A 22,499-nucleotide genomic window follows, 5' to 3' on the forward strand; every position below is an offset into this window, starting at 1 on the left:
TCCCACTCCGCATTCGTCAGGTCACCACGTCCCATGCAGCCAGCCTGCCCCCAACGCCCCACTCACGCAGGGAGATCCGAGAAACAGCGCCTAGTCGCCCCGGTACGGCGACGGCGGGGCAGGTGGTTCTAGTTGCCCCCGGTTGCCCCCGGACAGCGGCAGCATCGGGTAGCTGCCGGTGTTGGTCGGCGCGTGCTCCGGCAGCCACAGGACGGCCACCGCCCCCTCCGCGGGAATGTGGGCCGGCGCGCCCACGGGCTGTACGTTGCGGAACGTCAGCCGGGCGCCGAGCACCCGCGCCTGGCCGGCCGCGATCGTCAGGCCCAGCCCATGGCCCTTCCCGGCACGGTCCTTGCTGCCGGTGCGGAACCGGCTCGGTCCCTCGGCGAGCAACTCCTCCGGGAAACCGGGACCGTGGTCGCGGACCCGGATGACCCGCCCCTCCACGGTCACCTCGATCGGCGGCCGGCCGTGCCGCGCCGCGTTGGCGAGCAGGTTGAACAGCACCCGCTCCAGCCGCCGCGGGTCGGTGGTGACCTCCGACTCGTGCACCACCCGTACGGTGATGTCCGGATCCTTGGCCGCCACCCGGCGCGCGACGAACTCGCCGAGCATGATGTCCTGCAGTTCCGCCCGCTCCGAGGCGCCGTCGAGCCGGGCCACCTCCAGGACGTCCTCGACCAGGGTCCGCATCGCCTTCGCCCGGTCCAGGACCAGTTCCGTGGGCCGGCCCGGCGGCAGCAGCTCCGCGGCCGTCAGCAGGCCCGTGACCGGCGTGCGCAGTTCGTGCGCGATGTCGGCGGTGACCCGCCGCTCGGCCTCCAGCCGCTGCCGCAGCGCGTCCGCCATGGCGTCCACCGCCCGCGCGAGATCGTCGGTCTCGTCCCGTACGACCCCGCCGATGGCCTTCCGCACCCGGACGTCGGTCTCGCCCTTGGCGACCTGGTTCGCGGCAGCCGCCGCCTTGCGCAGCCGGCGGGACAACTGGCCGCCGATCAGCACACCCAGCGCGCTGCCGCCGAGCACCACCGCGACCGAGCCGATGACCAGGGCCTGGTCCAGGTCCCTCAGCATGTCGGCACTGCGGTCCGGCAGATGGATGTGCACGGACAGCACATGCCCGTCCTTCGCCGGCAGGGCGGCCCAGATGTCCGGCTGCCGGCCGTGCTGCGAGACGTCACTGGCCCGGCGGCCCCGCCCGACGCTCTCGCGCAGCGCGTCCGGCAGGTTCGGGTCGTCGATCTTCACGTACGGGAAGACCGGGCCCCGGTTCAGTTCGTAGTTGCGCTGGGCCAGCAGGAGACGGTCGTTGGCGAGCTCGCGCGCGTTGTCCAGCATCGAGACGCGGGCCGCGTTGTGCACGACCAGGCTCAGCACGATCGCCACCAGACCGGCCACCAGCGCGATCGCCGCGCTGAGCTTCCATCTGAGCCCGGTGCGCAGCCCCGCGCGCTCCACACGCCGGACCGGGTGCCGAAGAATCCCCCGCATGCCGCCGCTCCGCTCAGGCCTTCAGCTTGTAGCCGAAGCCGCGGACCGTCTCGATCCGGTCCTGGCCGATCTTCTGCCGCAGCCGCTGCACATGCACGTCCACGACCCGGGTGTCCCCGCCCCATCCGTAGTCCCACACGCGTTCCAGCAGCTTGTCGCGGGAGAGCACGCTGCCCGGCGCGGAGGAGAACTCCAGCAGCAGCCGCATCTCGGTCGGGGTGAGCGCCACCGGCTGCCCGGCTCGGCGCACCTCCATGCCGTCGGTGTCGATCTCCAGCTCCCCGAAGGTCAGCGTTCCGGCGACCGCCGACGCGTCCTCCTCCGCGGTCTGCGCGGCGCCGCCGGCGTGCCCGAAACGGCGCAGCACCGCGCGGATCCTGGCCACCAGCACGGCACCGTCGAACGGCTTGGTCACATAGTCGTCGGCGCCCGCCTCCAGGCCGAGGACGACGTCGATGGAGTCGGCCCGCGCCGACAGCATGATCACCGGCACGGTCGACTCGTCCCGGATCCGGCGGCACAGGCTGACCCCGTCCAGGCCCGGCACCATGACGTCCAGCAGCGCGATGTCGGGGCGGTCGGCCCGGAACGCCTCCAGACCCGACAGCCCGTCGGGCATCGCGGTCACCGCGAAGCCGTCCCGCTCCAGGGCGAGCTGGGTGGCCTCGCGGATGACGTCGTCGTCCTCGACGAACAGGACGTGGGTCTGGTCTGCCATCCCGGTGCTCTCAGTCCTCGTGGTGTGCGTGTGGGCGGTCAGTTGTCCGACGCGGGCTGCGAGCCCCCGTCGGCGGCGTTGCTGTACTCGTTGCGGGTGGGTTTCCCCGGGACGAAGCGTCCCGTCCTCCAGGTGTAGGGGGTCACGATGTCACCGGAGGGGTTGGAGATCGGGTCGTCCTGCTCGTAGTACTGCCGGAAGACCGACAGGGTGCCCTTGTCGATCTCCGCGTAGACCGGGGAGTCCTCGCTCTTGAAGACGTTCCGGAACACACCGCCCTCGTCCCGGTACACGTACGAGGCGACGCCCACCCAGTCGGCACAGGTCATCACGTTGACCACGACGTCGTCCACCGAGGCGCCGGTCAGGTCGCCGTACGAGACGTCCACCTGGTATTTGTCGCCGTCGCACGGCTTCAGCTCCCGCTTGACCGCCTCCGACACCTCCGGGTCGCTCTTGAGCAGCGCCACGGCGTCCACCCGCCGGTACTTCCGGGAGGCGCTCGGCGAGGGGGAGGGGGAGGTGGCGGATCCCGCCACCGCCGAGCCGTGCGCCGGACCCTCGTCCCGGGCGCCCGTGCCCCCGCTGCCGCACGCGGCGACGAAAAGGCCGAGGGCGGCGAGCGCGGCCCCCACCGCGATCACCGCCTGTGTACTGCCTCGGACCCCGTCGGGCCCGGCCTCGGTCAGGCCGCGCAACGCTCCCGCTCCTCACGCTCCAGCGCGCGTGCGTCCAGATCGCGGGCCTCCAGCTCCTCACGGAGCCGGGCGAGCGCCCGGTGCAGCGTGCTCTTGACCGTACCGGCCGACATGCCGAGGGCCGCGGCCGTCTCCTCTGTGGACATCTGCTCCCAGTGTCGCAGCACCACGACACTGCGCTGCTTCGGTGCGAGCACCTTCATCACGTCCATCAGCAGGGCCCGGTCGGCGTGCTGCTCGGTGGCGTCGTCCACGGAGGCGTCCGGCAGCTGCTCGGTCGGCACCTCCTCCAGCTTGCGCGCCCGCCACCACTCGGTCCGCGTGTTGATCATGACTCGGCGCAGATAGGCGTCGGCGAGCCGCTTGTCGGCGATGCCCTCCCAGCGGCCGTACGTCCGTACCAGCGCGGTCTGCAGCAGGTCCTGGGCGTCGACCGGGTCCGGAACCAGCCGGCGGGCGCTGCGCAGCAGCGCGTCCTGCCGGGTACGGACGTACTCCTCGAATTCGAGCACCTCGCCCTGCGCCATGATCAACCGCCTCCGCTCCCCGTTGTGCTTCCGGCTCGTACCGGAAGTCCCGCTCTCCCCGCGCCCGGTGGTCCGCCGGGCACGGAGAAGAAGCTACGGAGTGGTTGTCACGGGGCTGTGCGCACCAGCCTGCGGCTGGCAATCGGCTATCCGTCGGTTGTGTAACAGAAGCAGGAAAGGGGTAGGGCGACGAGGATTTCTGTACCAGTGTGAGGTGATTTGTCCGGTCGGTGCCTTCGTAACGAGCGCCCGGGGACTGTGACCTGGCTGTGCGTCAGCCCAGCGGCAGCCGATACAGACCGCCGGGCATCGGCTCCACGAGGCCGTCCGCGACCAGCCCGTCGAGCGCACGGGCCCGCTGCACCGGCTCGTGCCACACCCGGTCCAGCGCCGCCTGCGGCACCGGCGTGTGCGCCTCCCGCAGCACGGCCAGCAGCTTGCCGCGCACCTGCCGGTCCGTACCGGCGTACGTCTGCCCGCGCCGCGGCGGCCCCGCGTGCTCCGGCTTGCCCGCGAGCCGCCAGGCGCACTGCGCGGCGATCGGACACCGCTGGCACCCCTCGTTCTTCGCCGTGCACACCAGCGCGCCCAGTTCCATGGAGGCGGCGGCCCACCGCGCGGCCGTGCTCTCGTCCTCGGGCAGCAGCTCCCGCGCCAGCCGCCGCTCGGCGGCCGTGGTCGCGTTCGGCGGGTACTGCACACCCGCCACCGCCCGCGCGAAGACCCGGCGGACATTGGTGTCCAGCACCGCGTGCCGCTGCCCGTAGGCGAACGAGGCCACCGCGGCGGCCGTGTACTCGCCGATGCCGGGCAGCGCCAGCAGCTGTCCGTGATCCGAAGGCACGTCCCCGCCGTGCCGCTCCGTTATGGCGACCGCGGCGCCGTGCAGGCGCAGGGCGCGGCGCGGGTAGCCGAGCCGGCCCCAGGCGCGCACCGCCTCGCCCGGCGCCTCCTTCGCGAGGTCGGCGGGGCGCGGCCAGCGGGCCAGCCACTCCTCGTAGACGGGCAGTACCCGGCTCACCGGGGTCTGCTGGAGCATGAACTCGCTGACCATCACGCCCCACGGCCCCGCAGCCGGGCGGCGCCAGGGGAGGTCGCGGGCGTGGGCGTCGAACCAGGCGATCACGGGGGCGTGGAGCTTCTCAGTCATGGCCCTCCGATCCTGCCACGGGTTGGCGGACATGAGGGGTGACGGCGCGATCACCGAGCGTGGCGAAATATGAAGAACCGTCCCGACCGGGGCAGTTGCCGGAATGATGATCCGGAAAAGTTGGCGCCGGCGCGGCGGGTGGCGCAAGCCAGCGCGCCGATCTCTCGTACAGTTTGGGCCGTGGGATCTCTGCGCAATCCGGTCGGGCCGCTTCCCTCCACCATCTACTGGCGTCGGAGGGCCGTACTGCTGTCCGTCCTCGCCCTGTTGGCGCTGGTGATCACGTGGATCGTCACCGCCGGCGGCGGGGGCGGCAAGAAGGACGCCGACGGGTCCAACGGCAAGAATCCCACGCACACCATCACCCCGGGGCCGACCCCCTCCGGCTCCGCGATCAGCCAACACCCGGGCGGACGGGACGAGTCGGGCGGCGGCGACACCGGCGGTGGTTCCGCTGGCAGCGGTTCCGGCTCCGGCGGGGCCGGCGGTTCGGAGGGCACGACCGGCGGTTCCGCCGGCTCTTCCGGGGCCACCGGCTCCGGTGGCGGCCCGGGCGGGGCAGCCGGTGGCGGCGCCGTCGGTGCGGGTGACGCGCTGCCGGCGTCCACCTCCCTGCCCAACTGCACTTCTCCCTCATTGGTGTTGAGCCTGCGCAGCGTGCACAACTCCTACTCGCCGGATCAGGCCCCGACCTTCGAACTCACGGCGAAGAACGGCTCGTCCGCGGACTGCAAGGTCGATCTCGGTCCGAAGAACGCGGTGTTGACGATCACGCCGGCGGAGGGGGACGACGCGTACTGGTCGTCCGCCGACTGTCCCGGGGGCGCGGGGAGCCTCGTGTTCCGGGTGCCCGCGGGCGAGAGCATCACCTACACCGTGAAGTGGGACCGCAAGCCGAGCGCCCCGCAGTGCGCGACGCCCTCCGGGGGCTCGGCGAAGGCGGGCACGTACCTGCTGGAGGCCAAGACACCGGGCTTCACGAAGACCCAGGCCTCATTCGTACTGTCGGCGGACTGAGGACCGGGGCGGCGCGGTGGCGGTCTGAGTGGCACGCGCGGTGGAGCCGGATGGCGCACGCCCCCGAGCTCTCGGGTGGGCGGGCCGCAGCTGCCTCAGGGGCGCGGGGAACTGCGCGAACAGCCTCCCCGCACCGGCACCCGCCGACGAACCGCACCACCCCGCCCCTCGGACCACCACCGGGATGGGCCGTCAGCCGCTCGGCCCCGGAATCACCAGGCACTCCTCGCTGTCGAGGCACCCATGGCTGTCGGCATCCCTGGCTGTGCCACCTCATGACGTTGGTTCCTCGCGGTCAGGCTTGGCGGGCGTAGGACGCGAGGCGATCGGCGAGCGCGATGACGAGGTCGCGCAGTTCATCGGGGCGCTCGATGACGAACGGCCGGTCGAGTGAGGCGAGTACCGGAGGCAACCAATCGAGCCGCTCCGCCCGCAGTTCGACGCGCAGCCAGCGCGCGGTCGCCCGGTCCTGGCCTGCCGCGGGCGCGTGCTCCTCCAGGCTCGCGACGCTGACGGGAAGGCGGGCGCGGATCTGTTCAACTGTCCCGTGAATCCGCAAGGTCACCTCATGCCGGTACTCGGCCGTGGCGAACCCTGACAACACGCGCTGTGCCGGACCGGGCCCCACGGGTGCTTCGAATGAGCCGGGCAGGGTCCGCGCGTCCGCGATGCGATCGAGCCGGAAGGTTCGGTCCTCGCCGATCCGGGCGTCCTTGCCCGTGACGTACCACCGGCCCGCATGGGCGACGATCCCGTACGCGTGCAGCGTGCGTTCGCTGCGCCGTCCGTCACGGTCGGTGTAGCGGATCAGGACCGGCCGGCGGTGGCGTACCGCATCGGCGATGGTGAGCAGGACCCCAGCGTCCGGGGTGTCGAACTCGTCGGACTGGTCCGTGAAGGCGAGAGCCTCCAGAAGTGTGTCGAGCCGGCGGGCGATGTGCTTGGGCAGCACCCGCCGGATCTTCGCCGATGCCGTCTCGTTTGCCGTGTGCTGCGTCGTCGTCAGCCCTGCTCGGCGGCCGGCGACCAGGCCGAGCAGCACGGCCAGCGCCTCGTCGTCGCTGAGCATGAGCGGAGGCAAGCGGTACCCGGGGGCGAGCCGATACCCGCCGTAGCGGCCGCGCACCGATTCCACGGGCACATCCAGGTCGATCAGCTGGTCCACGTACCGCCGCACGGTGCGCCCTTCGACGCCGAGCCGGTCGGCGAGTTCGGCCACCGTCCGGGTTCCGCCCGACTGCAGCAGCTCCAGGAGTGTCAGCACGCGGCCAGTGGGTCGAGACATCTGCACAACCTAACGCAAATACAGGACCGATTCTGTCCACTATTTCTCCTAGCCTGCGCAGTGCACGCGTCCAGCACAGCCAAGGAGATCCCCATGGACTTCGTCTCGATCCGCATCATCACCAGCGACGTAGCGCGCCTCGTCGAGTTCTACGAGCGAGCCACAGGGGCGCGGGCGACGTGGGCCACCGAAGACTTCGCCGAACTGAAGACCGCGGGCGCCACCCTCGCGATCGCCGGCACCCGCACCGTCCCGCTGTTCGCCCCGGGCTCTGCCCGCCCGGCGGACAACCACAGCGTGATCACCGAGTTCCTCGTCGACGACGTGGACCGCGTTCACCAGAACCTGACCGGCTTCGTCACCGACTTCGTCACCGAGCCCACCACGATGCCCTGGGGCAACCGGTCGCTGCTGTTCCGTGACCCCGACGGCAACCTCGTCAACTTCTTCACCCCCGTCACCCCGGCGGCCATCGAGAAGTTCGCACGCTGACGCCACGCACAGCCGCTCACACGGGAGCCCTGAGATCCCAGAGCTCCCGGTGAACACGGCCACCGAGTCCAAGAACGCCACCAGTCAGGGGACATCGGAACGCACCGCTGACCCCCGAAGGACGTCTGCGCTTGTGTCTGCGATCGACGCCGGACGTCCGATCGCACACGTGGCTGCGGAAGCCGGGATCTCCCGCCGCTGCCTGGCCAAGTGGTACGCCCGCTGGCGCGCGCAGGGTGAGAACGGACTGCTCGACCACTCCTCCCGCCCCGCCACCAGCCCCGCCCGCACCCCCGAAGACACCGCTGACCTGGTGGAGGCGCTGCGACGGCAGACCAAGCACGGGCCGGCCCCGCTCGCCTCCGACCTGCAGCGGCTGCACGGCGTCACACTCGCGCCCGCGACCGTCCACCGCATCACGAAGCACAAGCGGACCAGGCCGTACGCGCCGCGCACGAACGGGAAGGTGAAGAGGTATAGCGGGACGCTCTCCCGCGAGTGGGCGTACGTCCGCGACTACACAACCGAGCGTGAACGCCGCGTCGCACTCATGGAGTTCGCGAACTACTACAACCACGAGCGGCCGCACGCCGCGCTCGGCGGCCGACCTTCCATCGGCCGGACCGCCGGGAGCGACTACCGGATCGTCTTCGACCAGCCGCCCGAACCACTTGCGGACATCCCGCAGCAGCTCACCTTCGAGGACTTCGCGTAACCAAGGTCCCGAGACACCTAGGGGGCTTCGTTTGGATCAGCCCGGGTCCGCGACGCCCGGCACGGCACTCCCCCAGCCTTCGGCCGGGGGTACCCCCACGCCGCGTTGTCGGACCACCCGAGTACGCCCAGTACGCGGATGGTCCTCCGCCTTGCGATGCACCGCACCGGACGCCGCGGCCTGATCCGACCTGATCCAAACGAAACCCCCTAGCCATCAGGTGCTCCGGGCGGTCGGGCGCCCCCAGCCGTCAGGCGGCCGGCTTCGGGGGCGGCGGCCGGCCCTGGGGTCAGACGTATCGCTCCAGGATCGAGGACTCCGCCAGGCGCGACAGGCCCTCCCGCACGCTCCGTGCCCGGGCCTCGCCCACGCCGTCCACGGTCTGCAGATCGTCGACGCTCGCGGCGAGCAGCTTCTGCAGCCCACCGAAGTGCTCCACCAGCCGGTCGATGATGGCACCCGGCAGCCGCGGAACCTTGGCCAGCAGCCGGAAGCCCCGCGGGGACACCGCGGAGTCCAGTGTCTCGGGAGAACCGGTGTAGCCCAGCGCACGCGCCACCGTGCCCATCTCCAGCAGCTCCGCGTGCGTCAGCGCGTCCAGCTCGGACAGCGCCTCCTCGACCGTGCGCGAGCGCTTCGCCGTCGGCTCGGGCACGTAGTCCCGGACGACCAGCTCACGGTCGGGCTCGACCCCGGCGATCAACTCCTCCAGCTGGAGGGCGAGAAGACGGCCGTCGGTGCCCAGTTCGACCACATACTCGGCGATTTCGGTGGCAATGCGGCGGACCATCTCCAGACGCTGCGCGACGGCGGACACGTCCCGGACCGTGACCAGGTCCTCGATCTCCAGCGCCGACAGCGTGCCCGCGACCTCGTCCAGCCGCAGCTTGTACCGCTCCAGCGTCGCCAGCGCCTGGTTCGCGCGGGAGAGGATCGCCGCCGAGTCCTCCAGGACGCGGCGCTGACCGTCCACATAGAGGGCGATCAGCCGCATCGACTGGGAGACCGAGACGACCGGGAAGCCGACCTGCTTGCTCACCCGGTCCGCCGTGCGGTGCCGCGTGCCCGTCTCCTCCGTGGGGATCGTCGGGTCCGGGACCAGCTGGACACCCGCGCGCAGGATCTTCGACAGGTCCGACGACAGCACGATGCCGCCGTCCAGCTTGCACAGCTCCCGCAGCCGGGTCGCGGTGAACTCCACGTCCAGCACGAAGCCGCCCGTGCACATCACCTCGACCGTCTTGTCGGAGCCGAGGACGATGAGCCCGCCGGTGTTGCCGCGCAGCACCCGCTCCAGGCCGTCCCGCAGAGCCGTACCGGGTGCCACGGCGCTGAGCGAGGCGCGCATCAGGCGATCGGAACCGGCACTCCCACCGGACTTTCCGGGAGCTGCTGCCCGGTCGTTGGCTGCCACTGCACTCCTCCGGTCGCAGGTTCTGACGCGCTCCCGTTCCCGCACTCTGTTCGTACGGACGGGCGAGACCTGGGCAAAGTCTACCGGCGCTCTTCGGCCTCCCGTGGGGCCTCTCGGCGACGGGAGCGCGGCAGAACCCGGAGCGCGTCCCCCATGTCGGCGACTTCCAGGACCTTCATGCCGGACGGCACCTTCCCCGGATCGGTCGGCACCAGCGCGTGCGTGAAGCCCAGCCGGTGCGCCTCGGCGAGCCTGCGCTGCACGCCCGTGACCCGTCTGACCTCGCCCGCGAGGCCCACTTCGCCGATCGCCACCAGGTTCTTCGGCAGCGGGGTGTCGCTGGCGGCGGAGGCCAGCGCGAGCGCGACGGCGAGGTCCGCGGCCGGCTCCGACAGCTTCACACCGCCGACTGTCGCCGAGTAGATGTCCCGCTTGCCGAGCGCGCTGATCCGGCCGCGCTGCTCCAGGACCGCCAGCATCATCGACACGCGTGAGGTCTCCAGGCCCGACGTCGTGCGCCGCGGGGAGGGGATCTGGGAGTCGACGGTCAGCGCCTGCACCTCGGCCACCAGCGGGCGGCGGCCCTCCAGGGTGACGGTCAGGCAGGTGCCCGGGACCGGCTCCGCGCGGCGGGTCAGGAACAGGCCGCTGGGATCGGCGAGGCCCGTGATGCCCTCGTCGTGCAGCTCGAAGCAGCCGACCTCGTCCGTCGCTCCGTAGCGGTTCTTCACGCCGCGCACCAGGCGCAGGCGCGCGTGCCGGTCGCCCTCGAAGTGCAGGACGACGTCCACCAGGTGTTCCAGCAGGCGGGGGCCCGCGATGGCACCGTCCTTGGTGACATGGCCCACCAGGAGCGTGGACATGCCCCGTTCCTTGGAGGCGCGGATCAGGGCGCCGGCCACCTCCCGGACCTGGGCCATGCCGCCGGGAGCGCCCTCGATCTCCGGGGAGGCCACCGTCTGCACCGAGTCGAGGATCAGCAGGGACGGCTTGACCTCGTCCAGGTGTCCGAGGATGGCGGCCAGGTCGGTCTCGGCGGCCAGGTACAGGTGGTCGTCGAGAGCGCCGATGCGGTCGGCACGCAGCCGCACCTGGCTCGCCGACTCCTCGCCGGTCACATAGAGGGTGCGGTGCTCGGCGCTCGCGGACTTGGCGGCCACGTCCAGCAGCAGCGTGGACTTCCCGACACCCGGCTCGCCCGCGAGCAGGACGACCGCGCCCGGTACCAGGCCGCCGCCGAGCACCCGGTCCAGTTCGGGCACGCCGGTCGTGCGGGCGGTGGCCTGCCGGCCGTCGACCTGGCCGATGGGCAGTGCGGAGGTGGTGACGCGGCCCGGTGCCGTCGTGCGGACCGCGGGCGCGCCGTACTCCTCCACCGTGCCCCAGGCCTGGCATTCGGGGCAGCGGCCGAGCCACTTGGCCGTCTGCCAGCCGCACTCGGTGCAGCGGTAGGACGGGCGGTCCTTGGTGGTCTTGGTACGGGCAGCCATGCGGAAACCGTAGCCCGCGGCACTGACAACGGGGCCGGGGACCGGGGCCGAAGGCCGCAGGTGCGCGTACGGGTGATGTGTTCTCGGCCACCGTCCACTGTGATCCGGCCGCGGAATAAAGGGTTCCTGTCCCCTTATGAGGGATCGTTTCACCCGTAAGGATTAAAAGTGCTCAAGGTTCCAGAACGGGCACTCCGCTGCCGCCTACGGTCGCACGGGTGATGAGCAGCAGTCCGGAGACGACCACCCGTACGACCGGCGCGCACCGTGCGCGCCGCGAGCCGCGGGACGCCCGACGCGAGGCGCGAGAGGCACGCGACCGCGCCGCCGCACGCACCCTCGCCCAGCGCTCGCCGGCGCGCTACGAGCCGTACCTGGACGGCCTGTTCACCTACTGCATGTCGGTGCTGTGCGACCACGACGCGGCCACCGCCGCCCTCGGCGACGTCGTGGCCCTGGCCGAGCGGCGCGGTCACCGGGTCCCCGAGGCCGCCGACGGCCTCAGGGCCTGGCTGTACGCACTGGCCCGCTGGGCGTGCCTGCGCAAGCTGGCCGAAGCCAAGCAGAAACGTCAGGCCACCCACGCGGCGGGCCGCACCGGAGCCGGGCGAGGCGCCGGAAAGGGGGCCGTGAAAGGGGCGGCGGCCGGCGCCGGGACGGCATCCGGAACGGGGCACGGCGCAGGATCCGCCAGAGGCACCGGCGCCGGGAAAGCCGTCCCCGAATCGTCCCTCGCCATGGACGTCCAGGAGCGGCGGCGCCGCGAACTCGCCCTGCTGGCCTGGCCCGAGGCGGCCGGCACCACCCCCGAGCAGCGCGAGGCCCTGGAACTCGCCGTCCGCCACCACCTCGCCGCCCACGAGGTCGCCGCCGTCCTCGGCATGGAGACCGCCGCCGCGCGCGAGCTGCTCGCCTCCGCCGCCTGCGAGGTCGAACGCACCCGCGCGGCCCTCGCCGTCGTCGAGACGGGCGGCTGCCCGAGCGTCGCCCACCTCACCGGCGACAGCCGGCTGGTCCTCAGTACGACCCTGCGCCGCGAGCTGGTCCGGCACGTCGACGACTGCCCGCGCTGCCGCCGCACCGCCGAGCGCGCCGTCCCGGGACTCTGGCCCGGCGCCACCGTCACCCCCGCAGAGCTACCCGTGCTGGAGGCTCCGCGCGCGGCCCTGCACATGGCCCTCACCCATCCCACGCGCGCGCGGGGCGCGGCCGTACCCCGCTTCGACCGGCGCGGCTTCCCGATGGACCCCAAGGACCGCGCGGCCCGCCGCGACCGCCTCCGCGCGCGTGCCGTCACGACGACGGTCGTCGCCACGGTCGTCGCGGCACCCGTCCTCGCCCTGTGGGCGGCCTACCGGGGCGGGCCGGCCGGGGAGGGCGAAGGCCCCTCCGCCACCGCGCGCGAGGCGCAGGGCCCCGACGCGCTCGGCGGCGACACGGCCGGCGGCTACGAGAACGCGGGGAACGCCAGCGTGAAGCCGGGCCCGCGCATCGGCAAGGACGGCAAGGCGGACGTGTCCGTGGAGGTCGTCAGCGTCGACGGAGCCGGCGGGAAGGGCGCGGGGCAGCTGACCGTCGGCGCGGCCAACGACGGCGACACGACCCTGATCACCCTCACGGCCTCCGGCACGGCCGAGGTCCGCTGGTCGGTGTCCACGCCGGCCGCGTGGCTCTACTTCAGCCAGTCCTCGGGGACGCTGGCCCCCGGGCAGACGGCGACGGTCAAGGTGTACGTCGACCATCTGCGCGAGCCGTCCGGTCACTGGCGGGCGCGGGTGGCGGTGGCGCCGGCGGGCGCGGTGGTCACCATCGACGGCTACGGCACGGCACCGAGCCGCCCGACGCCCCCGCCCCCCTCCACCGACCCCACGACTCCCCCCACGCCCACCCCACCCCCCACCGACCCACCCCCCACCCAGTCCCCACCCCCCACGGACCCACCCCCCACCTCAACCGTTCCCCCAACCCCCACCGACCCCCCAACCTCGACGGCCCCCACGACACCCCCTGACACAACGACCCCAAGCCCTTCAGAGAGCTAAGGGGCTCCGGGGGGACGGAGGCCGGGGGGCCGGTGGACCGAGGGACGAAGGTTCGGGGGCTCGGGGGCTCGGGGGTTCGGGGGTTCGGGGGTTTGGGGGGCGACGGGCCGGCGCCGGGGGCTGCAGGCTGGCGCCTGCGCCGGGGCCGGGGCCGGGGCCGAGGCGCGGGATCAGGAGCGAGGACCGGGGGTGGGCGGACGCTTGCCGGTCCGGTGAGCGGCGGGGGCTTCGCGGGCGGGGGCGGGTGCGGGTGGGAGCGGGTGTCCGCTGGATCAGCGGAGAGATAGGGGCTTCGCGGGGCGGGCGGGTGGGCGGACGTTTGCTGGGCCGCCGGGGGCGAGGGGCGGGAGCGGGGGTGGGTGCGGGCGGGCGTTTGCTGTGCGGGGTGGCCGAGGGCCGGTGGCTGGGCGCTTGGTGGGGCCGGATGTTTGCTGGGCCGTCGGGGCCCGGGCGGCGGGAGCCGGGGTGGGTGCGGGCGGGCGTTCGCTGTGCCGGGTGCCGGGTGCCGGGTGCCGGGTGCCGGGTGCCGGGTGCCGGGTGCCGGGTGGCCGAGGGTTGGTGGTGGCTGGGCGTCTGGTGGGGGCGCACGTTCGCCGGGCCCGGTGGGGAGCTGGGGCGTGTCCGGCGGGAGCGGCGTGGTGCGGGGGTGGGGCGAACGAGAGGGGTGGGGGTAGGGAGGGGCGATTGGCAGATGTGTTCCAGGGGCGAGAGCGACGTTGTGGGATTGGTGCAGGTCAGAGAGGGGTGCAGAGGTGCAGGGGTGGAACGAGTCTGCCCATCACCGCACCGCGACCGGAACTGGAACCGAGACCGGCGGACCGGGCCACGGGTGCGCGCCTCCGCCTCGCCACGGTGAGATCGGCGGGCCGGGCTGGAGGAAGCCGACTCGGCAGGTCGAAGAGGTTCCGCTCGGCGGGGCTGCGGCTGCCCGGAACGGGCCGGCCGGCCGGCTGGAGGGAAGGCTCAGTTGGCCGGGAGGAGGGCCGGTGGGTCGTTCGCGAAGAGCGTCCTTGGCTGGTCGCGGGGGGAGCCCGGCCGGATGGGGCGTTCTTGGCTGGCCGGAAGGCGGCCGCTCGGTCGACGGGAAGGAGTGTTCTTGGCTGGTCGAGGGGGAGGACTGGCCGGATGGGGCGTTCTCCGCTGGCTGGAAGGCGGGCGCTCGGTCGTCCGGAAGGAGCGTGCCCGGCTGGCCGAAGGGACAAGCCGACCGGAGGGAACGTCCTCAGCCAGCCACAGGGACCCTGCCCCCGGCCGGACGGACTCTGCTCGCCCGGCCGGCCGGACCCTGTCCTCTGCTGGACGGACTCTGCTCGCCCGGCCGGCCGGACCCTGCCCTCTGCCGGCCGGACCCTGCCCTCTTCTGGACGGACTCTGCTCGCCCTGCCGGACGGTTCGCTGCCCGCCCTGCCGGAGAGACCCCGCCCGCCCGGTCCAAGGTTCCACGCCCCCCGCGGGAGGGACCCCTCGCCCACCCGCCGGCCTCCAAGCCAGTGGAGTGGCCGTTGGGCGTGGAGGGATCGTCCGGCACGGAGTGGACTCCGAGCCGGTGGAGGGGCCGTCCACCATGGAGCGGCCGTCCGGCATGGAGGGGGGCGAGCCGGGTTGCTACGGGGTCGGGTCGGCGGGGTGAGGGGCGACCAGGGGCAGTTGTGAGGCCAGTCGTTGTTCGCAGAGCTCGGTCAGGCGGTCGTAGCCGGCCTTGCCCATCAGTTCCGTCAGTTCGGCGCGGTAGGAGACGTACACCGGGTCACCGGCCCCGTGTGCCGACGTCGCCGAGGTGCACCACCAGTGCAGGTCGTGGCCGCCCGGACCCCAGCCCCGGCGGTCGTACTCCCCGATGGACACCTGCAGCACGCGCGTGTCGTCCGGGCGGTCGATCCAGTCGTACGTCCGCCGGATCGGCAGCTGCCAGCACACGTCCGGCTTGGTCTCCAGCGGCTCCCGGCCCTCCTTCAGCGCCAGGATGTGCAGCGAGCAGCCCGCGCCGCCCGCGAACCCGGGCCGGTTCTGGAAGATGCACGACCCCTGGAAGGGCCGCGTCTGGCGGGACCCCTCCTCGTCCTCGGAGACCCACCCGTCCCGCGTGCCCTCGGCGTGGTGCTGCCAGATGTCCGGCGTGAGCCGGGCCACATGCCCGGCCACCCTCTTCTCGTCGTCCTCGTCGGAGAAGTGGGCGCCCAGCGAGCAGCACCCGTCGTCCGCGCGGCCGGCCTGAATGCCCTGGCAGCCGCTGCCGAAGATGCAGTTCCAGCGAGAGGTCAGCCATGTCAGATCACAGCGGAAGACCTGCTCGTCGTCCGCCGGATCAGGAAACTCCACCCAGGCGCGGGCGAAGTCGAGCCCCTTCTCGTCGCTCACCTTCGCCTCCCCGGAGGTTTTGGCGGTCTTGCGATCTTTGCCCGCCTTGTCGACCTTCGCCTTTTTCGTCTTTGGCACCTGTCCAGGGTAAGTGGCCCGCGGCTACTCCGGGGACCGACGACGGACGTTCTGGCAGTAGCGTTCCGCATATGAGACTCGGTGTCCTGGACGTGGGTTCAAATACGGTGCATCTGCTGGTGGTGGACGCCCACCCCGGCGCGCGCCCGCTGCCCGCGCATTCACACAAGGCCGACCTTCGGCTCGCCCAACTCCTCGACGACAGCGGTGCCATCGGCGACGACGGCATAGAGAAGCTGATCGACGTCGTACGGGACGCGCTCCAGGCCGCCGAGGACAAGGGCGTCGAGGATCTGCTGCCGTTCGCGACCTCTGCCGTCCGCGAGGCCACCAACGCCGACGACGTCCTCGCGCGCGTGGCCGACGAGACCGGCGTACGCCTCCAGGTCCTCACCGGCGCCGAGGAGGCCCGGCTCACCTTCCTCGCCGTGCGCCGCTGGTTCGGCTGGTCCGCCGGAAAGCTGCTGGTCCTGGACATCGGCGGCGGCTCCCTGGAGATCGCCTACGGCATAGACGAGGAGCCGGACACCGCCGTCTCCCTCCCCCTCGGCGCCGGCCGCCTCACCGCCGGCTGGCTGCCCGGCGACCCGCCCGCCGCGGAGGACGTCCGCGCCCTGCGCCGGCACGTCCGTACGGAGATCGCCCGCACGGTCGGTGAATTCAGCCGCTTCGGCGCACCCGACCACGTGGTCGCCACCTCGAAGACCTTCAAGCAGCTCGCCCGCATCGCCGGCGCCGCCCGCAGTGCCGAGGGTCTCTACGTCCAGCGCGAACTCAAGCGCGAGTCCCTGGAGGCATGGGTCCCCCGCCTCGCTGGCATGACCGCGGACCAGCGCGCCGAACTCCCCGGGGTCTCCGAGGGCAGGGCCAACCAGCTCCTCGCCGGCGCCCTGGTGGCCGAGGGCGCGATGGACCTGTTCGGCGTGGAGAGCCTGGAGATCTGCCCCTGGGCCCTGCGGGAGGGCGTGATCCTCCGGCGCCTCGACCACATGGGTTCCGACTAGTGGATTCCGGCTAGGGGGTTCCGGCTGGTGAATTCTGGCTAGCGGGTTCCGGCTAGTGGGTTCCGGCCAGCCCCGTGAAGCGGTGCGAGGCCCTCCCGGCACGCGGCTCCTCCCGACGGGCGCGCGCAGCGACCACGCACCCGTACGCCCGCCCACCCGCATCCGTCCCCGCGCAAGGCGACCCCGTCCCCGCGCAAGGCGACCCCGCACCCGCACCCGCGCGCCCGCAAAGCGCAGCGCCCACGCACCCATCCGCGCGTAAAGAGCGGCGTCCGCACGCCCGCGCGCGGGCAAATGGGGAAAGTCACAACGGCGAACAGGTACCCAACACCCTCACCACCCAACGCCGTAAGGTGACGGACGTGGCTGAACCAACTGACGTGCGCGTCGCGCTGTCGACCGCCTCCGTGTACCCGGAGTCGACGGCGACGGCCTTCGAGATCGCCGCGCGCCTCGGTTACGACGGCGTCGAGGTCATGGTGTGGACCGACCCGGTCAGCCAGGACATCGAGGCGCTGCGCCGCCTGTCGGACTACCACGGCATCCCGATCCTGGCCGTCCACGCCCCTTGCCTGCTGATCACCCAGCGGGTCTGGTCCACCGACCCCTGGGTGAAGCTCCAGCGGGCCCGGGCGGCGGCGGAGAAACTGGGGGCCTCCACCGTGGTCGTGCACCCGCCGTTCCGCTGGCAGCGGCAGTACGCCCGGGACTTCGTCGACGGGATCTGGCGGATGGCGAACGAGACGGACGTGCGGTTCGCCGTCGAGAACATGTACCCCTGGCGCTACCGCGACCGCGAGATGCTCGCCTACGCCCCCGACTGGGACGTCACCAACGACGACTACCGGCACTTCACGATCGATCTCAGTCACACGGCGACGGCCCGTACCGAAGCCCTGGACATGGTCGGCCGCATGGGGGACCGGCTCGGGCACGTCCACCTCGCCGACGGGCGGGGCTCGGCCAAGGACGAGCACCTGGTGCCCGGCCGCGGCACCCAGCCCTGTGCCGAGCTGCTGGAGCGCCTGGTGCACACGGGCTTCGACGGCCATGTCGTGATCGAGGTCAACACCCGGCGGGCGATGTCCGGCGCCGAGCGCGAGGCCGACCTCGCCGAGGCCCTGGAGTTCACCCGCAAGCACCTGGCCTCGGCGGTGAGGGTGCCCCGGCGATGAGCGAGACCGCCCCCCGCCGCCGCGGCCGCCCGCCGCGCACCGAGTCCGCCGACACCCGCGACCGTATCCTCGCCGCGGCCCGGGAGGAGTTCTCCGCGCGCGGGTACGAGAAGACGTCCGTACGCGGCATCGCCAAGGCGGCCGGCGTGGACTCCGCCCTTGTCCACCACTACTTCGGCACCAAGGAGCAGGTCTTCGAGGCGGCCATCGAGATCGCCTTCGCCCCCGCCCTGCACGCGCCGGCCGCGGTGGCCGACGGCCCGGTGGCGGAGGTGGGGGAGCGGCTGACCCGCTTCGTCTTCGGAGTCTGGGACAACCCCACGACCCGGGCGCCCCTCCTCGCGATCTTCCGGTCCGCCGTCACCAACGAGACCGCCGCCGCCGTCTTCCGCCGGCTCGTCGCCACCCAGCTGCTGCGCCGCGTCGCCGCACAGCTCAACCTGCCCGACGCGGAGCTGCGCGCCGAGCTGGCCGCCGCGCAGATCGTGGGTACGGCGCTGATGCGTTACGTGATCAAGCTGGAGCCGCTGGCCTCCGCGGACCTGGAGCAGATCATCGCGCGGGTGGCGCCGGTGGTGCAGATCCATCTGACGCAGCCCTGACAGCGGCGCATCGTGGAATGCGTGTCCCGCATTCCGGACAACTGTGTCCAGTCCTTGGAGCACCGGCGTACGCTCGACCATACAGTCAGAACCTTCTGGCAATAGGTCTTCGAAGGAGCGAGCGACGATGCCCGAGCTGAGGTCCCGCACAGTCACCCACGGCCGCAACATGGCGGGCGCCCGCGCCCTTATGCGTGCCTCCGGTGTACCGGGCGCGGACATCGGCCGGAAGCCGATCATCGCGGTCGCGAACTCCTTCACCGAATTCGTGCCGGGCCACACCCACCTCCAGCCGGTCGGCCGGATCGTCAGCGAGGCGATCAAGGAGGCCGGTGGCATCCCCCGCGAGTTCAACACCATCGCGGTCGACGACGGCATCGCCATGGGCCACGGCGGCATGCTGTACTCCCTGCCCTCCCGCGACCTGATCGCGGACTCGGTCGAGTACATGGTCGAGGCCCACTGCGCCGACGCCCTCGTCTGCATCTCCAACTGCGACAAGATCACCCCGGGCATGCTGATGGCCGCCCTGCGCCTGAACATCCCGACGGTGTTCGTCTCCGGCGGCCCCATGGAGTCCGGCCGCGCCACCCTGGTCGACGGCACGGTCCGCACGCTCGACCTGGTCGACGCGATCTCCGACGCCGTCAACGACAAGATCTCCGACGAGGACATCCTCCGCATCGAGGAGAACGCCTGCCCCACCTGCGGCAGCTGTTCGGGCATGTTCACCGCCAACTCGATGAACTGCCTGACCGAGGCCATCGGCCTCTCCCTGCCCGGCAACGGCTCGGTCCTCGCCACCCACACCGCCCGCCGTGCCCTGTACGAGGACGCGGCCCGCACGGTCATGGACCTCACCCGCCGCTACTACGAGCAGGACGACGACACGGTCCTGCCGCTCAACATCGCCACCTTCCAGGCCTTCGAGAACGCCATGGCGCTGGACATCGCGATGGGCGGCTCCACCAACACGATCCTCCACCTGCTCGCCGCCGCCCAGGAGGCGGGCGTCCCGTTCGGCCTGGACGCGATCGACGCCGTCTCCCGCCGTGTGCCCTGCCTGGCCAAGGTGGCCCCGAACGTCGCGAAGAACCGCACGTACTACATGGAGGACGTGCACCGCGCCGGCGGCATCCCCGCCCTCCTCGGCGAGCTGCACCGCGCCGGCCTGCTCAACGAGGACGTGCACGCCGTCCACAGCCCCTCCCTGTCGGACTGGATGAAGACCTGGGACGTCCGCGGCGGCTCCCCCTCGCCCGAGGCGGTGGAACTCTGGCACGCGGCCCCCGGCTGCGTCCGCTCCGCCGAGGCCTTCTCCCAGTCCGAGCGCTGGGACTCCCTCGACGACGACGCGGAGAACGGCTGCATCCGCTCCGCCGAGCACGCCTACTCCAAGGACGGCGGTCTGGCGGTCCTCAGGGGCAACCTGGCGGTCGACGGCTGCGTCGTGAAGACGGCCGGCGTCGACGAGTCCATCTGGACCTTCGAGGGACCGGCCGTGGTCTGCGAGTCCCAGGAGGAGGCCGTCCAGCGCATCCTCACCCAGCAGGTCAAGGACGGCGACGTCGTCGTCATCCGCTACGAGGGCCCCAAGGGCGGCCCCGGTATGCAGGAGATGCTGTACCCGACCTCGTACCTGAAGGGCCGCGGCCTCGGCAAGACCTGCGCCCTGATCACCGACGGCCGCTTCTCCGGCGGCACCTCGGGCCTGTCCATCGGCCACGCCTCCCCCGAGGCGGCCTCCGGCGGCACGATCGCCCTGGTCCAGGACGGCGACCGCATCCGCATCGACATCCCGGGCCGCTCGATCGAGCTGCTGGTCGACGAGGCCGAGCTGGCCCGCCGCGAGCAGGCACTGAACGGCGTGTTCGCCCCGAAGAACCGCGACCGCAAGGTCTCCGCGGCCCTCCGCGCCTACGCGGCGATGGCGACCAGCGCCGACAAGGGCGCGGTCCGTGACGTGTCCCGGCTGGGCTGACCGGTCGTAGCGGGGGCCGCCTCCCGGTGGAGGCGGCCCCTTCGCGTTCCCGTGCCCCGGGTCACCAGGTCGCCGGAGAGCGCCCGTCCACCGCGAAGACCGTGCCGTCGGGCGCCGTGCCGCTGACGCGGGACCCGACCGGCACCGGAGCGGGCGGTGTGCTCATGACCCGGTCCGCGTGGGCGCCCAGGCGCGCCGGCGTCTGCCCGATGAGCCGCCCCTCGCGGGCGTCGACCGCGAGCAGCCGCCCGTCGCTCGCGGTGAAGTACACCCGCTCGCCCCGCACGACGGGCAGCGACCCCCGGCTCACCGACGTCTCCAGATGCCACAGGCGCTTGCCGGACCGCATGTCCACGGCGTCCAGCGAGCCGCCGGTGGCCAGCACGTAGACGACGTCCCCCCGCACCGTGGCGTGCGCCCCGTCCAGCACGGCCGGCAGCGCGACACGCCGGGTGGCCCCCGTCCCGGGGGTGTAGCGGACGATCTCGTCGGCGCCGTAGCCGCTGTCGACGGCCAGGAAGAACACCGAACCGTCCCCCTGGGCCGCGAACGGCTTGAGCCAGCCCCGCAGCCGGGCGTCCCACCGCACCCGGCCGGTCCGCGGATCCACCGCGCTCACCTCGGTGCTCGCCCCGTCGGCCGACGTACGCGTCGTGTAGGCGGCCCCCTGTGGCGCACCCGGGAACGTGACGAACGACGGCATGCCCTGGCCGGGGAACGCCCGCCGCCACCGCGTGACGCCGGTCGCGCCGTCCACGCCGGTGACCGTACCGTCGGCGCCGGTGAGCAGGGCCGTACCGCCGGCGTACCGGACCGTCGTCCCCGCGGCCAGCCGGCGCTGCCACACGTCCTTGCCCGTGGCCGGGTCGAGCCCCGCGAGCCGGGAACCGCCGTCCGTGTACGGCTGCACCACTCCGCCGGAGACGACCGGGGGCCCGCTCGCGGCCCGCGTGGCGACCGGGCGCCGCCACAGCAGCCGGCCGTCGGACGCGGAGAGCGCGAAGACGACACCGGGCCGCGCGCAGAACAGCCTCCCGGCTCCGGGCGCGCACTGCGGCATGCCCGAGCCGCCGACCGCCGGCCGGACCGCCCAGCTGCCGGAGGCCGCCGTCAGGGCCGGGGCGTTCCCCTCGCGCGGTGCGTGCCCGTCCCCGCCGAACCACCCGGAGGGGTCCGGCAGTCCGCCCAGCGCGGCCGAGGCGAGGGCGCCGGTCAGCGCCAGCCCGACGGCTCCGGCCCCCAGCACCACCCGTCTGCGCAGCAGGCTCCGCACGGTCCGCCGCACGCCCGGCCCCGCCCGGCCGGGGAGCGCCGGCGCGGGCCCCTCCTCGCTCCCGCGCTGCGCCGGTATGAACGCCTGGGTGTCGTACGACGCCGCCACCGAGCGTAGTTCCCGCATCAGCTCGTCCGCAGTGGGCCGGTCCGCGGGCTCCTTGGCGAGGCACCGCCGCACCAGCGGCGCGAGAGTGTCCGGCACGCCGGTCAGATCGGGTTCGTCGTGGACCACCTGGTAGGCGACGACGTACGGGCTGTCGGAGTCGAACGGGCCGCGTCCGGTCGCCGCGTGCACCATGACCGAGCCGAGCGCGAAGATGTCGGCCGCCGGACCCACCTCACGGGGCCGCCGGAACTGCTCGGGGGCCATGAACGGCGGCGTACCGATCAACTTGCCCGTCTCGGTGCGCAGTTCGCTGTCCTTCGGCCGGGAGATGCCGAAGTCGATGAGCTTGGGACCGTCCTCGGCGAGCAGCACGTTGCTGGGCTTCAGATCCCGGTGCACCACACCGACCCGGTGGATGTCCCGCAGCGCCTCGGCGAGCCCGGCCATCAGCCGGCGCAGCTGCCCGGCCGCCATGGGACCCTTCCGTTTCACCTGCTCGGAGAGGGTCGGCCCGGGGATGAACTGGGTCGCCATCCACGGCCGTTCGGCCTCCGGGTCGGCGTCGACGACGGGCGCCGTGAAGGCCCCGCTGACCCTGCGGGCAGCGGCCACCTCCTGCCGGAAACGGCCTCTGAACTCGGGATCCCGGGCGAACTCGGCGTGTACGACCTTCACCGCGAGCTTCATCCCCGAGGTGCTGCGGGCGAGGTGCACGACCCCCATGCCACCGGACCCCAGACAGGACTCCAGCCGATAGTGACCGGCGTACTCGGGAAGTTCCGCTTCCGCGCCCGCTCCGATGTTGCGCTGTGGCGCCATGGACCACCCCCGTGCTGTTCGTCCGCGCGCGCGACGCACGGAGCCTAGTCGATGACTCGTAC

General features: G+C 72.7%; 17 protein-coding genes and 1 pseudogene. 8 read left to right on the forward strand and 10 right to left on the reverse strand.

Annotated elements, in window-relative coordinates; all coding sequences use genetic code 11:
- Window positions 1-90: 90 nt before the first annotated feature.
- From cseC to FHS34_RS41160, 5 genes are all read right to left on the reverse strand, one after another.
- Window positions 91-1,491 carry a two-component system sensor histidine kinase CseC gene (cseC, locus tag FHS34_RS41140; protein WP_184975851.1) on the reverse strand — a complete coding sequence of 467 codons (1,401 nt, stop codon included), beginning with the start codon at window positions 1,489-1,491 and terminating at the stop codon, window positions 91-93.
- 13 nt (window positions 1,492-1,504) lie between these two features.
- A complete protein-coding gene (cseB, locus tag FHS34_RS41145) occupies window positions 1,505-2,209 on the reverse strand; it encodes a two-component system response regulator CseB (protein ID WP_184975854.1) in 705 nt (234 codons plus the stop codon).
- 38 nt (window positions 2,210-2,247) lie between these two features.
- Window positions 2,248-2,907 carry a hypothetical protein gene (locus FHS34_RS41150; RefSeq protein WP_221510109.1) on the reverse strand — a complete coding sequence of 220 codons (660 nt, stop codon included), beginning with the start codon at window positions 2,905-2,907 and terminating at the stop codon, window positions 2,248-2,250.
- Complete coding sequence (locus tag FHS34_RS41155; protein WP_031165128.1) at window positions 2,895-3,434, reverse strand: SigE family RNA polymerase sigma factor; 540 nt, start codon at window positions 3,432-3,434, stop codon at window positions 2,895-2,897. Before FHS34_RS41155 ends, FHS34_RS41150 begins: the two co-directional genes overlap by 13 nt.
- Window positions 3,435-3,708: 274 nt before the next feature.
- Entirely contained in the window at window positions 3,709-4,584 is an 876-nt protein-coding gene (locus tag FHS34_RS41160; RefSeq protein WP_184975857.1) for an HhH-GPD family protein, read from the reverse strand.
- A 180-nt stretch (window positions 4,585-4,764) separates the two neighbouring features.
- Between FHS34_RS41160 and FHS34_RS41165 the strand changes: the two genes are divergently transcribed.
- Window positions 4,765-5,601, forward strand: coding sequence for a hypothetical protein (locus tag FHS34_RS41165; RefSeq protein WP_184975860.1), 837 nt, complete (start codon window positions 4,765-4,767; stop codon window positions 5,599-5,601).
- Between the two features lie 295 nt (window positions 5,602-5,896).
- Here FHS34_RS41165 and FHS34_RS41170 read toward each other — a convergent pair whose 3' ends face one another.
- Complete coding sequence (locus tag FHS34_RS41170) at window positions 5,897-6,886, reverse strand: helix-turn-helix transcriptional regulator (protein ID WP_184975863.1); 990 nt, start codon at window positions 6,884-6,886, stop codon at window positions 5,897-5,899.
- A gap of 93 nt (window positions 6,887-6,979) precedes the next feature.
- Between FHS34_RS41170 and FHS34_RS41175 the strand changes: the two genes are divergently transcribed.
- Window positions 6,980-7,378 carry a VOC family protein gene (locus tag FHS34_RS41175; protein ID WP_090932844.1) on the forward strand — a complete coding sequence of 133 codons (399 nt, stop codon included), beginning with the start codon at window positions 6,980-6,982 and terminating at the stop codon, window positions 7,376-7,378.
- 107 nt (window positions 7,379-7,485) lie between these two features.
- Window positions 7,486-8,000 (forward strand): annotated as a pseudogene (locus FHS34_RS41180) (integrase core domain-containing protein); the annotation flags it as partial.
- A gap of 382 nt (window positions 8,001-8,382) precedes the next feature.
- On the opposite strand, the gene disA reads toward FHS34_RS41180, so the two are convergent.
- Window positions 8,383-9,507 (reverse strand): DNA integrity scanning diadenylate cyclase DisA, encoded by a 1,125-nt coding sequence (gene disA / locus FHS34_RS41185; RefSeq protein ID WP_184975865.1) that lies wholly within the window; start codon window positions 9,505-9,507, stop codon window positions 8,383-8,385.
- An 80-nt stretch (window positions 9,508-9,587) separates the two neighbouring features.
- Complete coding sequence (radA, locus tag FHS34_RS41190; protein ID WP_184975868.1) at window positions 9,588-10,997, reverse strand: DNA repair protein RadA; 1,410 nt, start codon at window positions 10,995-10,997, stop codon at window positions 9,588-9,590.
- Window positions 10,998-11,215: 218 nt separating this feature from the next.
- Here radA and FHS34_RS41195 point away from each other — a divergent pair, with 218 nt between their 5' ends.
- On the forward strand, window positions 11,216-13,039 hold the full coding sequence (locus FHS34_RS41195; protein WP_184975871.1) for a BACON domain-containing protein: 1,824 nt from the start codon (window positions 11,216-11,218) through the stop codon (window positions 13,037-13,039).
- A 1,605-nt stretch (window positions 13,040-14,644) separates the two neighbouring features.
- On the opposite strand, the gene FHS34_RS41200 is transcribed toward FHS34_RS41195, so the two are convergent.
- Window positions 14,645-15,475 carry a DUF3109 family protein gene (locus FHS34_RS41200; RefSeq protein ID WP_184975874.1) on the reverse strand — a complete coding sequence of 277 codons (831 nt, stop codon included), beginning with the start codon at window positions 15,473-15,475 and terminating at the stop codon, window positions 14,645-14,647.
- A gap of 71 nt (window positions 15,476-15,546) precedes the next feature.
- Between FHS34_RS41200 and FHS34_RS41205 the strand changes: the two genes are divergently transcribed.
- The 4 genes from FHS34_RS41205 (at window position 15,547) to ilvD (ending at window position 20,237) form a co-directional block, all read left to right on the forward strand.
- Entirely contained in the window at window positions 15,547-16,479 is a 933-nt protein-coding gene (locus FHS34_RS41205) for a Ppx/GppA family phosphatase (RefSeq protein WP_184975879.1), read from the forward strand.
- Window positions 16,480-16,832: 353 nt separating this feature from the next.
- On the forward strand, window positions 16,833-17,654 hold the full coding sequence (locus FHS34_RS41210; RefSeq protein ID WP_372478656.1) for a sugar phosphate isomerase/epimerase family protein: 822 nt from the start codon (window positions 16,833-16,835) through the stop codon (window positions 17,652-17,654).
- The gene (locus FHS34_RS41215; RefSeq protein WP_184975888.1) at window positions 17,651-18,256 is read left to right on the forward strand and encodes a TetR/AcrR family transcriptional regulator; all 606 of its coding nucleotides are present in this window, start codon (window positions 17,651-17,653) and stop codon (window positions 18,254-18,256) included. Before FHS34_RS41210 ends, FHS34_RS41215 begins: the two co-directional genes overlap by 4 nt.
- A gap of 127 nt (window positions 18,257-18,383) precedes the next feature.
- A complete protein-coding gene (gene ilvD / locus FHS34_RS41220) occupies window positions 18,384-20,237 on the forward strand; it encodes a dihydroxy-acid dehydratase (protein WP_184975890.1) in 1,854 nt (617 codons plus the stop codon).
- 61 nt (window positions 20,238-20,298) lie between these two features.
- Here ilvD and FHS34_RS41225 read toward each other — a convergent pair whose 3' ends face one another.
- Window positions 20,299-22,437: a serine/threonine-protein kinase gene (locus FHS34_RS41225; protein ID WP_184975893.1), complete on the reverse strand. Its 2,139-nt coding sequence runs from the start codon at window positions 22,435-22,437 to the stop codon at window positions 20,299-20,301.
- Window positions 22,438-22,499 lie beyond the last annotated feature (62 nt).

The sequence above is a fragment of the Streptomyces echinatus genome, from assembly GCF_014203595.1.
Taxonomy (GTDB): Bacteria; Actinomycetota; Actinomycetes; order Streptomycetales; family Streptomycetaceae; genus Streptomyces; species Streptomyces echinatus.